The sequence below is a fragment of the Streptomyces sp. NPDC101151 genome, assembly GCF_044768335.1.
Lineage (GTDB): Bacteria > Actinomycetota > Actinomycetes > Streptomycetales > Streptomycetaceae > Streptomyces.
Genome location: NZ_JBIWPP010000037.1, coordinates 67,694 through 78,906, shown reverse-complemented (window position 1 = coordinate 78,906; position 11,213 = coordinate 67,694). Strand labels below are relative to the sequence as shown.

Sequence of the window (11,213 nt, the reverse complement as noted above, 5' to 3'; positions counted from 1 at the left end):
CGCGGAGGCGGCAGACCAGGTCTGATCGTTTGACATCCAACCTAGTCGCCCCAGGTCAGGGCATCGCACCAGACTAACTTGGCTGTCAAAGGACACTGATCTGAGCGCTTGCCTGCATCCCCATCACCATGTCGTACTCCAAAGATAGCCAATGCCCCAGAGCACACCGGCGGCCACGATCGCCGCCCCGGCGAGCAGCCAAGCAGGCTTACGGCGCCGTCGCCTCCCGTCTCTTTGTGAGGGGCTGGCCGGGTGCTCCGGCGCGTTGGGGGCGGTGACCTGTGCGGTGAGGGGTCGGGCCGGCTCGGTCACGGCGGCGTGCGGTGGTAGGGGCGTCGGGGCCGAGGCGGGATCGGGGGTCACTTGAGTATGCGGATCTTCGGGTTCGAGTAGTTGTGCCGCGTCCTGCCCCAGCCGCGCCAGGATGGCAGCCGGCAGCCATGGCCCGAGGTAGTAGTACTGCGTCTCCTCCCGGGTACGGAGCGCGTCGAGAGACGGCCGGGCGGACGGGTCCTTGGCGAGACAGTCCTGGACGAGAGGGAGGAGCGTTTCGGGGACGCCGGCGAGGTCTGGTTCCTCGTTCACCACTCGGTACATGATTGCGCGCGCCTGACCGTCGGGTGCCTCGAAGGCCATGTGTCCGCAGGCGGCAAAGGCAAGCACCGCCCCCAGTGAGAAGATGTCACCATCTTGGGTGAGACGCTCGCCGCGGATCTGTTCGGGGGCCATGAACCCGGGCGTGCCCACTATCAGCCCGGTAGAGGTCAGCCCGCCGTGGGTCGGGTCGTCCAGCGCGCGGACGATGCCGAAGTCGATCACCTTCGGACCGCCGATAGTGATCATGATGTTCGACGGTTTCAGATCACGGTGGACAAGCCCGGCAGCGTGAATGTCGGTGAGCGCCCCGCACAGTCCGGAGGCCAGAGCGCGCACCGACCTCTCCGGCAGTGGACCGTGCTGGTTGACTACCTCGGCGAGGGTGGGCCCGGGGATGTAGGCGGTGGCGCCCCAGGGCCGCTCGGCATGCGGGTCGGCGTCCAACACGGCAGCCGTCCAGTCCCCGCCGACCTGCTGTGCCACGGTGATCTCGTGGGTAAACCGAGTCCGGAAGTCAGCGACCGCCGCCAGCTCGGCGCGAATCGACTTCACCGCCACCATCCGGCCCCGCGACGAACGGGCGAGATACACCACGCCCATCCCGCCCTCGCCAAGCCGACCGAGCAGCCGGTAGTCCCCTACACGTTCCGGATCGTGCTCCCGCAGTGCCAACACAGAAGCACGGCCTCCTTCGCCACAAGCGCCGCACAGCGCGCGAACAACCAGTCAGGCCAATGGAGACGGCCCAAGAGGACGGGTGGTTTCGTGGAGCAGCTCCAGCCCTCCGGCTTTCCGGCCCGCGGGGTGCCCAGCTGTTTATGGCCCGCGTGGGCGAGTGCACGGACTCCTGGGGCCTGCCCTGCAAGTCTTGGCACGCCGAGCCATCGGGGCGGCCTGCCGCCGTTGCCCCCGGGCCGTCTCGGCCGGTCGGTTGAGACCGCGAGGAAGTGCCACGTTCGTGTGACGGGCGGGCTGTGCCACAGGTCTGAGACAGCGGAAGAGCCGCAGGCGAGCGAGCACGGCCTGTGCCACGAGCGACGAGACCCTTCACATCAGTGTGGGATCTGAGGTTCGGCTTCACAATCCCAGGCGCGACTGCACAGCAGCAGCCCATTTGAAGTGATGTTGAGGCTCGCTGTTCAGCGTAGCCACCCCTCAGGTGACGGCGTCCGGCGCTTGCGACGCCGCTCCGGAGGGCGGGCATCGTGGCCATACGCCAGTGGCGCACCTGATACGCACACGAGCATCTGCCGCTGCAGGCGATCGCCGACCGGGAGGCATCAGCCTCGCCTTGATCCGCCAAGTTGTGGGAGTCGCTCGGGGACTACGCGCGGCAGCGGATGGGGACTTATGCCGGTAACCGGCGTGATGCGCCGAAGGAAGCGGGAGGAGAGTGGTGTTGGATCCCAAAGGCAACACGGGTGCACAGCAGGGTCGGCGGGCTTTCGTCGTGCGCGGGCTCGGCGTACTGGCCGGGCTGGTCGTCGCCGGGACGAGCAGCGCGGCGGCGAACGCGGCGCAGGACGATCCAGCGCGTGCGACCCGCCTTCGCGCTGTCGACGACGAATGGCGCTTCTGTGAACGCTGCTACGGGATGATCCACGTGTATTTCGGGTTGGGTGTCGGCCGTTGCCCGGGCGCCAGTAACGGTCACTCCGTGGCCGGATACCAATTCCGTCTGCCCTATGACGTGCCGGAGACGGCGACTGCGCAGGCCAACTGGCGGTACTGCGAGAGGTGCCTGGGCCTGTTCTACTTCGGCTACCCGGGAGGCGGCTGGTGTCCGGCGGGCGGCTCCCACTTGGCGAAGGGGTATAACTACGTTCTTCCTCATGATGTGGTCGAGACGCCCACGAGTCAGGCTTATTGGCGTTTCTGCACCAAGTGCTACGCCCTTTTTTACTGGGGCTACCCCACCAAGGGCAGCTGCCCGGCCGGCGGTGGTCACGAGGCGGCGGGGTACAACTTCGTCATCCCGCACTACTCGTAACGCGCTCACACCTTGTGGGGCTGCCGTCTGCGCCGAGGAATGACCACCCTCGTGAGACGGATCTTCCATGCCACGTGGCGAGACGTGTCACAGAGCACAAGGTCAGCCTAGGATCCGTGCAGGTGACAGAGGTCCCCGAAGGCCTGATCGAGCTGGAGCGTGCCCGCCTGGCAGGCCTCTCCGGTGAGGAGTACGACGGTCAGTGGCGCCGCCGGCGTGAAGCGTCGGAGGAAGCGCAGGCCGCGATCACCGCGCACGCCGAGAAGACCGGGCACAACCGCGATGCACGCGGCGGGGAGGGCGATACGGCGTTCGAGGAGCTGAGCGACCGGCGTCGGCGGGCGGCGATCGTGCGGCTCCGGGGAGCACGAGGAGGCCGACCAGGCCGCGCGGATGGCGGCCGCGGCGGAGCTGCGCAAACAGCCTCAGCCGACAACGGCCGAGGCCCGGGATGCCGTACGGGAGGCGGGGGAGGAGGCGCGCCGCCGGTTCGCCGAGCGGTGGCTGGGCGAGCGGCTTGCTCGGCTGCGGGCCGTGTACTCGCTCGGCAACCCGTCGTCGGCGGAACGGACCGACTGGCGGGTGGTGTTGCCCGCTCTGGCGGCCCAGGGGCTGCCGGAGGCGACGGCCGGTGCGCTGCGGGAGCGGGTGAGCGTATGAGGGCCGCCGGCGTCGGCCGACGGGTTGCCGTGCCGGGCGATCGGTGGGCGGGGCCGGGTCGTTGCCGAACGTGGTCCAGGTGCGGGCGTTGACGGCTTCGGGCTCGGTGCTGTGCATGGCGCTCCTTGGCGTCGGGGGAGTGGCGGGGCCGCGCTGGCTGCACGGCCCCGCGTGGACCTCTGCCGGGGGCGCGGGTCAGCGGTCCTGGGCGAGGGCGTACAGCTCGCCGAGCAAACTCCCCTCGCTCGCGACTAGTTCGTCGTAGGAGCCTTGCTCCCGGACGGTTCCCTGGTCGAGGACGATCACTCGGTCGGCCATCCTCACGTTGTCGAGGCGATGGGTGACCACCACGGTGATCCGGTCCGAGGCCATGGCCCGCAGCTCCCTGAAGATCTGGTGCTCTCCTCGGGCGTCCATCTCACTGGTCGGCTCGTCCAGGACGAGCACGGCCGGCTCCCTGTACATCGCTCGCGCGCAGGCCAGCCTCTGCCACTGCCCTCCGGACAGCTCGTGGCCGCCCCACACCGACCGGGCGAGCAGCGTCTCCAGTTCCTTGGGGAGATCACGCAGGGCCTTGGTCATGCCGACGCGTTCGGCCGCGTCCCAGATCCGCTCGTCGCCGTGATCGCGGGGCTGGCCCAGGGTGATGTTCTCCCGGGCGGCGAGCGGCCAGTGCCCGTTCTTCTGCGGCACCAGGCCCACGTGCCGCCACACCGACTCCGCGTCGGCGCCGGCCAGGTCGGTGCTGTCCCACAGGACCTTGCCGTCGGTCGGGACGGTCAGTCCGGTGATCATGCGGATCAGCGTGGACTTGCCGGCGCCGTTCTCCCCGACGAGGGCGACGACTTCGCCGCGGTTCAGGGTGAGGGTGATCGGCTGGACGGCCGCGGCCTCCTTGCTCGGGTAGGTGTAGGAGGCGCCTTCCAGACGGATCTGCTGCGGGGGCTTGGCCCGCGCGGTGCCGCGGGCCGTGGTCATGGCGCGGACTTCGTCGATGAACTCGTAGTAGTCGGAGAGGTAGAGCCCGTGGTGGAACATGACCGTCGAGTAGCGGATGATCGAGTTCAGGGCGCGGCCGGCGGTCTGGGAGGCGACGACTGCGGTGCCTGCGATCGCGGTCGTCATGGCCCCGGCGAGGACCAGGCCGGCGAGCGAGGCCCACATGCCGAGGGTGAACAGGCCGCCGAGCGAGGCGGCGAGCAGCGTGATCTGCAGATACGGGCGCGCCCCGGCGACCTCCCTCATCTCGACCCGGTCACACATGGATCGGTACCAGAAGTGCAGGTAGCCGCGCATGGTGTTGGCCCGGAGTTCGTCGGCGAGCTCGGCCGTCGTCAGCCACCAGCGCATCATGCCGCGGACGTTGCGGGCGGAGATGGTCTGGTCGTGGACGCGGTAGTCGACCCGGGCGGCGATCACGCCGCCGAGGCCGCGGGGGACGACGGACAGCAGCAGCACGCCGAGCAGCAGCGGGTGCAAGGTGGTGAGTACCACGGCCGCGGAGGCGAGCTGGACGAGTCCGTTGGTGAGGGTCTTGGCGTCGTCGGCGAGGTCGACGGCGCGCAGCGCGCCGATCTCTGCCGCCTGGCTCCGGTCGCCGAACCCTTCCGCGTCGTAGGCGGCGAGTTCGGCCCGCATGTGGAGATCCACGAGCTGCAGGTCCGCGGCGGAGGCGATCTTTGGATTCAGGCGCCGGGTCGCCCAGTCCGCGAGGATCCACATGGACGCGCCGGTGGTCATCGCGACGACGGCGACGGTCAGCGCCGGCCACGCATGGGCCAGGCCCTGGCGGGGGTCGTCGCCCATCAGCTGCGGCAGGGCCTTGGCGACGGCGGTGAGCATCACGGCCGTGCCGATGCCGGACAGCAGTTGGCACACGACGATCGTCAGGGCCATGCGTCGGTCGACGCTCCAGGCCAGGCGGGCCGTCTGGATCAGGGCCGCGGGGATGCGGCGGGCCATGTCCCACAAGGTCGCGTCGTCCATCGCCCGCCGGTGTTTGCGTCCGTTGTAGTCGAGCTCCGGGGGTGCAGAGGGTTGCGGAGTGCCCGTGCGCGCGGCCGGGAGGGGCGCCGCCTCGCCGCCGATGGTTGCTGCGTCGGTGGCCGGGGAGTCGGTCCGGTTGTGCGGTGCGGTCATGCGAACACCCCCGCCATCAGCCGGTCCAGGGTGCGCCGTCCGCGTGCGGTGACGTGGGGGTCGTCGAGCTTCGGTCCCCAGGCCAGGCAGCTCACCCCGTCGATCGCCGCGAGACACTTCAAGGCGTGCTGCTCCTCGACGGTGAGGTTGCGGCCGTAGCCCTGAAGGCACGCGGCCCGCAGGTCGGGCCGATCGGTCCAGGTGGAGCAGGCCATCAGCACGAAGTCCTGCACGGCGGTCGCGCCCCGGGAGCGCTCGAAGTCGATCCAGCCGGCCTGCTGCCGGGCGGTCGACCACATGAGATTGCGGTCCCACGCGTCGCCGTGGATGTACGCGAGCGGCAACGGCGGCAAGGCCCGCAGCGCCTCGGCCAGCTGGCGCACGAGCTTCTGCTCCGGCGCGGTCAGCCGGTCCCCGGCCGCCGCCAGGTGCCCCTCGGCGCCGTCGGCCGCGGCCTGCAGAGCCTGCTCCGCCTCGGCCCGTCGAGGACCGGACAGATCACCGGCCGCGTGGAGACGAGCCAGCAGGGCGCCACCGTGCCGGTGCGCGCGGGCTTCCTCCACGGGCGAGAGCTCCAGCTGTTTGAGCGGCCGTCCTGGGACGGCGGTCAGCAGCAGTGCCAGATCCTCCGCGCTCGAGGCGCGCAACTGCGGCGCACCGCCGGCGCCGAGGGCCGGTGCAGCACTTCGCAGCGCGAGCGTCTCGCGCTCGTACATCACGGCCTTGGGGGAGATCTTCAGGTACAAGCGGGCCGCCCCGGGCACGTCGAGCCGCCAGACGCGGGAGTTCTCGCGCGGATGGCTGACGTCCTTGACGGCGGGACGGGCGCCGAGTGCCTGGCTGGCCCACGCGAGCAGGGCAGGGGGCGCAGCGGTCGGGTTGGTCATGCCCCCCACCCCGATGACGGTCGTGATGCCGCGGCGAACAGGACGCGGCGGACGTCGACGGGCCGCCGGTGCGCGAGAGCCTCGGCGGCCGCAGCAGGAGGGTTCTCGAGAACAGGGTGAAGGGTGACCAAGCGGACGGGATTCACGGTTTCTCCTCGGTTGCGGAAAGGGGGCAGAGCACCCGGACAACGCACCTGATCACAGGGCCGCTACGGGCAGCCGCGGTCGACGAGTCGAGTGAAGGTTCGACGCCGGCACGCGGACGGCAGGTGCCGTCTGCGTGGGCGGCTCCTCTCGCTTCGTTCGGTTCACACGTACGGGGAAGGCGGCGGGACGGCAGCCCGAGCGGCGGATTGCATGACGCGTCGACAGCACCCGTCTCCTTCGGTGTGGTGTGGCTCTGCTCTGCGGACGGACCCTCGCCCACGCCACCGACAATCCGCGGCCACCAGCACCGTGATCCGGTCATCCCGAACCTCCCCTGCCACCAGCCACCACCCGCGAAACGGAGGGCTCTGACCTGCGGTGATGCTGGGAGAAAGGATTCTTGAACTCTCCAGGCCGGCCCGGAATCCGGCGCCCGCGAGAGTGGCTCGATCTGGTTCGCGGCCGGGTGAGCACCCGGAGCGTCACGCCCCTGGGCGGCCGCGACGGCGGCTAGCATCGGCACCTTCGACGCGGCCGGCGCACGCCCGGGTGATGTTCTCGCGATCCGTGCCCGCGCCCGCAGATCGGCCGCTACCTTCGAACGCGCCGTCCCCCCTCTGCACCCCCCCGTGGAGCTGCGGCGCGCACGAGGTCACCAGGAGAGCCATGACCGTTCCCGCCCCGCACCTCCAGGACCTCGTCACCGGCTACCTGCGCGGGCACCCCGACGAACAGTCGCTGCTCCAGTCCCTCCTGGACCGTCTCGCCGTCGACGCCAACGTGACCGACAGGCGAGCACCGGCTCAGGCACGACTTGTAGAGTGCGAACCTTCCCGTACGCCACGGACCTTCGCTGGAGCTGACTGTGCACGTGCTCGTTGCTCATATCCGAGCGGTCGGTCGCCAGGAGCTTGGCTCTCTGGCTGGAGCGGAGGTGGCCCGTGGCCATTAGTGATTCCGATATCTCGGGCGCCCTTGAGATCTACCTCGAACGCTACCCGGACGAGGTCGAGCAGCTGTCCGAGCCGTTGCGGTTTCTGGAGCAGGGCCGAGAGTTCGCTTCCCGGCGCAGCTTCCCCATGCATGTGACCGTCGGCGCGCTCCTCGTCCGCGATGACACCGAGATCCTGCTCATCGAGCACCTTGCTTACGGGATCACTTTGCAGCCTGGCGGTCATCTTGAGCCGACTGACACCACGCTGGTTGACGCGGCGGTGCGCGAGCTGACGGAGGAGACCGGCATTGACCCGCGCGAGGTCTCCCCGGTCTCGTCGGCTCCCGCATACATCGAGTGCGGCAAGGTGCCGGCCAGGCCTGCGAAGGATGAGCCGGAGCACTACCACCTGGACATTGGCTACGCCTTCACGACGGTGCGTGCCGAGGTCGGGCGCATCCAGGCATCCGAGGTGACCGGCGCCGGCTGGTACCCGCTGGATCTGGCCGAGCGTCTCGTCGGACACCGCATCGCGCGAGCGATCAGCGCACCGGCCCAGGCCGGTTGACCCAGATCGGCAGTCGTCCCGGGCTCTCGTGCCCGGGACACGCCGTTCAAGGCTCCAGCTCCGTTGCACGCCCCACCGAAGTAGCCGCGCGTGTCTCGGCGATCAGGGAATGGTCACGGTGGCCGTTGGCTGGGTCGGCCGCTGTGTGGATTCGCTCATTCGAAGGACGGTTTGCTGTCCCGGCTTCGCTTGAGCTCGTAGAACCCGTCCGTCGAGGCAACCGCGACTAGGCCGTCCCAGAGCTGTCCGGCGGCGCGGCCGCGGGGGGCTTGCCGGAGGACGGGGCCGAACAGGGCCGTGCCAGCGATGCGGAGAACGGGCGTCCCGACGTCGAGGCCGACCTCGTTGAACGCCTCTTGGTGCGAGTCCTTGATGAGCTGGTCGAACTCCGTGCTCGTGGCAGCGGACGCCAGCGAGGCGGGCAGGTTCGTCTCGGTGAGCGCCTCAGTGATCACGGTGGGGTCGTCGCGGCGCCGCTGGTTGTGTAGCCGGGTGCCGATGGCGGTGTACAGCGGGCCGAGGACGTCGTGGCCGGCGTGTTCGGCGGCGGCTGCGCAGACCCGAACCGAGTCCCATGCCTTCTCCATCAGCGCGCGGTAGGCGTCGCTGAGCCCCTTGCCCTCGCGCTGTTCCAGGTTGAGGTAGGCCAGCGACATGATCCGCCAGTTCGCCCGTACCGGGCGGACCTTCTCGACTTCCAGGAGCCAGCGCGAGGTGACCCATGCCCACGGGCACAGCGGGTCGAACCAGAAGGGCACCTCGGCGAACCCCTGCTCGTCCTGCGTCATCGAATTGAGCACCGTCCTTTCTCGGATCGGCTATGCGAATGCGTGGTGCGCCAAGCGGTCAGACGTCGAACAGCCCTGCCTGGACGGGCCGGTTGGCCTTGGCGGTACGCCCTGCGGTCTTCACCAGAGCTGCGAGATCGCCGAGCTGAAGGTCCAGGTCGGCGGCGCTGATGAGCTGGAGGAAGACCTGCGCGGTGACGTCGACGTCGGCATAGGCCCGGTGCCGGTCTGCGGGCTGCGGGATGCCGAAGTGCGCCAGCAGTGTGTCGAGTCTGTAGTTCGGCAGGTTTGGGATGAGGTGCTTGGCGAGCGGGATCGTGTCGAGGAAGTCGGTCCGGGCCAATGTCGGGCAGTGGTCGGCCTGGTGGTGGAGGACGTTCGCCTCGGTGGCGGCGTGCTGGGCCACGAGCAGGTACCGGGTGCCGACCGTGAGCCGCCGGTCCAACGCCCCGAGCGCCTCGGCCGGGGTGGGGGCCTGTTGGAGCTGTTCCGCGGTCAGGCCGGTCTGGGCGGTGTCCGCCGGTGTCACCGGGGCGAACGCGGGCGGCCGGATCAGGGAAGCGCTACGGCCGGTCTCCTTCCATGCGCCGTCCTCGAAGCGCAAGGCGAGCGCGGCGACCTCGATGGGCTGGGCCGGGTAGCCGGTGGGGGTCGTCGTCTCGAAGTCGATGACCACGAAGGTCGTGGCCTGGAAGGCCGGGTCCTTGGTCAGGCCCATGTGTTCACCGTTCCAATAGGTTCTGTCGAGCCGTCCGTCCCGGTCTGCATTCGCGCCGAGTAGAGCATGCCCGGGCGCCGGCTGCCATGGCGCGTCGTCACCGGCTGATGAGGTCGACCACGGCCCGGGTCGCAGCTGGCAGGTCCGGTGCGTTCCAGCGCCGCTCGCCCGTCCAGGTCTCGCTCAGGGACTGGTACAGGTCCGTCATCACCGGCAGGAACTCGGGCGGGAGCGCGGCCGGGCGCGGCCACCGGCTCCTGGGCACGCGGTCGGCGATCAGTCTCCTGACTGGGATCTCGTTCCCGGAGCCCACGTACCAGTCCCGCAGGATCTGCTTGCCGCAGTGGACGCCGTTGAACATCAGGCGGCTCTCGTCCGGCGTGCCGGGGCTGTCGGCGAGCACCAGTTCGTGATCGTTCGTCACCAGGTACTCGACCTTGCCGTCGCAGTGGCTGAGACCGACCTTGGCCGCGTGTCCGGTCAGCACCTCGTTCACCTTGACGGTGATCGCACGCAGGGCGTGGAAACGCTCGTCGTCCAGGCCGGCGAGGCGCTGGGCCTCGCCGGGGTCGATGAAGCGGTTGACGTCCTCCCGTGTCGTCGCGTACTCGATGAGTGGCCGCTGCAGCTGCTGGCCGACCGCGGGGACTGCGCCGAGCCCGACGTCGGCCGGCGTCAGTTCGCCAGCGGCCAGCCGTCGATGGACGGAGCTTCCCGACGGGAGCTCGTTGCGGAAGAGGACCTGGAGGGGGAGGAGATAGTTGCCGGAGGCCGGGGTGAGGGGGCGGTCGGCTGGCTCCGGAAGGCGCGCGAGGGTGAACTCCATTCGGTTCGGGGCGATGAATCGGCGGAAATGCGTCTGTACGCCGGCCTTTTCCAGCATCGCGAAGTTGAAGACGGCCATGCGGCAGATCGCCTCGCCCTTGCCGGGGATCAGGTCCGGCATCCGGCCGTAGTGGAAGACGGTGTAGTGGTCGGTGTGCTCGAAGACGCCGACGCCCTCCCTCGTCTCGGTCGGTGGTTCGACGACGTGCAGGTTCTTTGTCGAGTTCAGGACGGGCATCATGCTCCTTGAGGGTGACGGCGTCTTGCTGTCATCGGGTGGGATCCGCGGACTGGGGCGACGCAGTGCCCCCCGTGGGGCCGGGCTGGATCTGCCGGACCACTGCCGCCACTTCGCGGGCGTAGGCCAGGTGGCCGCCGATCACCGTGATCACCTGCATGCCCGCCGCGCGGGCAGAGGCGATGCCGTCGGGCGCATCGTCGACGGCGAGGCAGCGGCCTGGAGCGACGCCCAGGCAGCGTGCGGCCGTGAGGAACAGCTCTGGGTCCGGCTTGCCATGGGTGACGTCCTCACGCGTGACGACGGCCTTGAACGCGCCCTTCAGGCCCAGGGCATCAAGTCCCGGGTCGACGAGCAGCCGGCTGGCGCCGGAAGCCACGGCGCAGGGCAGCCCTGCACGTCGCGCCTGCTGCAGGAGTTCCACGACGCACGGGATGGGCGTGATCGTGTGCACGACAGCCAGTAGATGGGCACGGCTATGCCGGATGACCTCGTCGTGGGGCAGCGACGAGCCGCCGGGAAGCACGGCCAGGAGATCGTGGATGGACAGGCCGACGTGCTGGCCGTACCAGCCGGGATCCAGGGCGACGCCGTACGGCTGCAGCCCCGCACGCAATGCGTCCTCATGCCCGCGGATCGTGTCGGCCAGGGTGCCGTCGAAGTCGAGGATCAGGGCCTCGAAATCCTCGGAGAGCGCGGGCATGCAACTCCCCGCGGTAAGC

The 11,213-nt window shown here is 69.7% G+C and carries 11 protein-coding genes; 3 read left to right on the top strand and 8 right to left on the bottom strand.

Annotation, left to right across the window (positions count from 1 at the left end; all coding sequences use genetic code 11):
- Window positions 1–123: 123 nt before the first annotated feature.
- Window positions 124–1,272, bottom strand: a complete 1,149-nt coding sequence (locus tag ACIRU3_RS39225) for a serine/threonine-protein kinase (RefSeq protein ID WP_404067242.1) — start codon at window positions 1,270–1,272, stop codon at window positions 124–126.
- A 718-nt stretch (window positions 1,273–1,990) separates the two neighbouring features.
- On the opposite strand from ACIRU3_RS39225, the gene ACIRU3_RS39220 reads away from it, so the two are divergent.
- The gene (locus ACIRU3_RS39220) at window positions 1,991–2,587 is read left to right on the top strand and encodes a hypothetical protein (protein ID WP_404067240.1); all 597 of its coding nucleotides are present in this window, start codon (window positions 1,991–1,993) and stop codon (window positions 2,585–2,587) included.
- 107 nt (window positions 2,588–2,694) lie between these two features.
- On the opposite strand, the gene ACIRU3_RS39215 is transcribed toward ACIRU3_RS39220, so the two are convergent.
- On the bottom strand, window positions 2,695–3,006 hold the full coding sequence (locus ACIRU3_RS39215; RefSeq protein WP_404067238.1) for a hypothetical protein: 312 nt from the start codon (window positions 3,004–3,006) through the stop codon (window positions 2,695–2,697).
- Here ACIRU3_RS39215 and ACIRU3_RS39210 point away from each other — a divergent pair.
- The gene (locus ACIRU3_RS39210) at window positions 2,981–3,247 is read left to right on the top strand and encodes a hypothetical protein (RefSeq protein WP_404067235.1); all 267 of its coding nucleotides are present in this window, start codon (window positions 2,981–2,983) and stop codon (window positions 3,245–3,247) included. The genes ACIRU3_RS39215 and ACIRU3_RS39210 overlap by 26 nt on opposite strands.
- Window positions 3,248–3,442: 195 nt before the next feature.
- Here ACIRU3_RS39210 and ACIRU3_RS39205 read toward each other — a convergent pair whose 3' ends face one another.
- Together ACIRU3_RS39205 and ACIRU3_RS39200 are read right to left on the bottom strand one after the other, a co-directional pair.
- Window positions 3,443–5,386 (bottom strand): ATP-binding cassette domain-containing protein, encoded by a 1,944-nt coding sequence (locus ACIRU3_RS39205; RefSeq protein WP_404067232.1) that lies wholly within the window; start codon window positions 5,384–5,386, stop codon window positions 3,443–3,445.
- Entirely contained in the window at window positions 5,383–6,273 is an 891-nt protein-coding gene (locus ACIRU3_RS39200) for a phosphotransferase enzyme family protein (protein WP_404067229.1), read from the bottom strand. Before ACIRU3_RS39200 ends, ACIRU3_RS39205 begins: the two co-directional genes overlap by 4 nt.
- A 1,088-nt stretch (window positions 6,274–7,361) precedes the next feature.
- Here ACIRU3_RS39200 and ACIRU3_RS39195 point away from each other — a divergent pair.
- Window positions 7,362–7,922: an NUDIX hydrolase gene (locus ACIRU3_RS39195; RefSeq protein ID WP_404067227.1), complete on the top strand. Its 561-nt coding sequence runs from the start codon at window positions 7,362–7,364 to the stop codon at window positions 7,920–7,922.
- Between the two features lie 155 nt (window positions 7,923–8,077).
- Here the strand turns inward: ACIRU3_RS39195 and ACIRU3_RS39190 are convergent, their stop codons facing one another.
- The 4 genes from ACIRU3_RS39190 to ACIRU3_RS39175 all read right to left on the bottom strand — a co-directional run bounded on the left by ACIRU3_RS39190 (window position 8,078) and on the right by ACIRU3_RS39175 (window position 11,194).
- Complete coding sequence (locus tag ACIRU3_RS39190; protein ID WP_404067225.1) at window positions 8,078–8,710, bottom strand: disulfide bond formation protein DsbA; 633 nt, start codon at window positions 8,708–8,710, stop codon at window positions 8,078–8,080.
- Window positions 8,711–8,768: 58 nt separating this feature from the next.
- Entirely contained in the window at window positions 8,769–9,428 is a 660-nt protein-coding gene (locus tag ACIRU3_RS39185; RefSeq protein ID WP_404067223.1) for a PolC-type DNA polymerase III, read from the bottom strand.
- A 97-nt stretch (window positions 9,429–9,525) separates the two neighbouring features.
- Window positions 9,526–10,491, bottom strand: coding sequence for a phosphoribosylaminoimidazolesuccinocarboxamide synthase (locus ACIRU3_RS39180; protein ID WP_404067221.1), 966 nt, complete (start codon window positions 10,489–10,491; stop codon window positions 9,526–9,528).
- A gap of 31 nt (window positions 10,492–10,522) precedes the next feature.
- Window positions 10,523–11,194, bottom strand: coding sequence for an HAD family hydrolase (locus tag ACIRU3_RS39175; protein WP_404067219.1), 672 nt, complete (start codon window positions 11,192–11,194; stop codon window positions 10,523–10,525).
- Window positions 11,195–11,213 lie beyond the last annotated feature (19 nt).

Bases quoted from the DNA above. Each gene is read 5' to 3' on its own strand.
- ACIRU3_RS39210 (WP_404067235.1), top strand. From the start codon at position 2,981: ATGGCGGCCGCGGCGGAGCTGCGCAAACAGCCTCAGCCGACAACGGCC.
- ACIRU3_RS39205 (WP_404067232.1), bottom strand. From the start codon at position 5,386: ATGACCGCACCGCACAACCGGACCGACTCCCCGGCCACCGACGCAGCA.
- ACIRU3_RS39200 (WP_404067229.1), bottom strand. From the start codon at position 6,273: ATGACCAACCCGACCGCTGCGCCCCCTGCCCTGCTCGCGTGGGCCAGC.
- ACIRU3_RS39190 (WP_404067225.1), bottom strand. From the start codon at position 8,710: ATGACGCAGGACGAGCAGGGGTTCGCCGAGGTGCCCTTCTGGTTCGAC.
- ACIRU3_RS39185 (WP_404067223.1), bottom strand. From the start codon at position 9,428: ATGGGCCTGACCAAGGACCCGGCCTTCCAGGCCACGACCTTCGTGGTC.
- ACIRU3_RS39180 (WP_404067221.1), bottom strand. From the start codon at position 10,491: ATGCCCGTCCTGAACTCGACAAAGAACCTGCACGTCGTCGAACCACCG.
- ACIRU3_RS39175 (WP_404067219.1), bottom strand. From the start codon at position 11,194: ATGCCCGCGCTCTCCGAGGATTTCGAGGCCCTGATCCTCGACTTCGAC.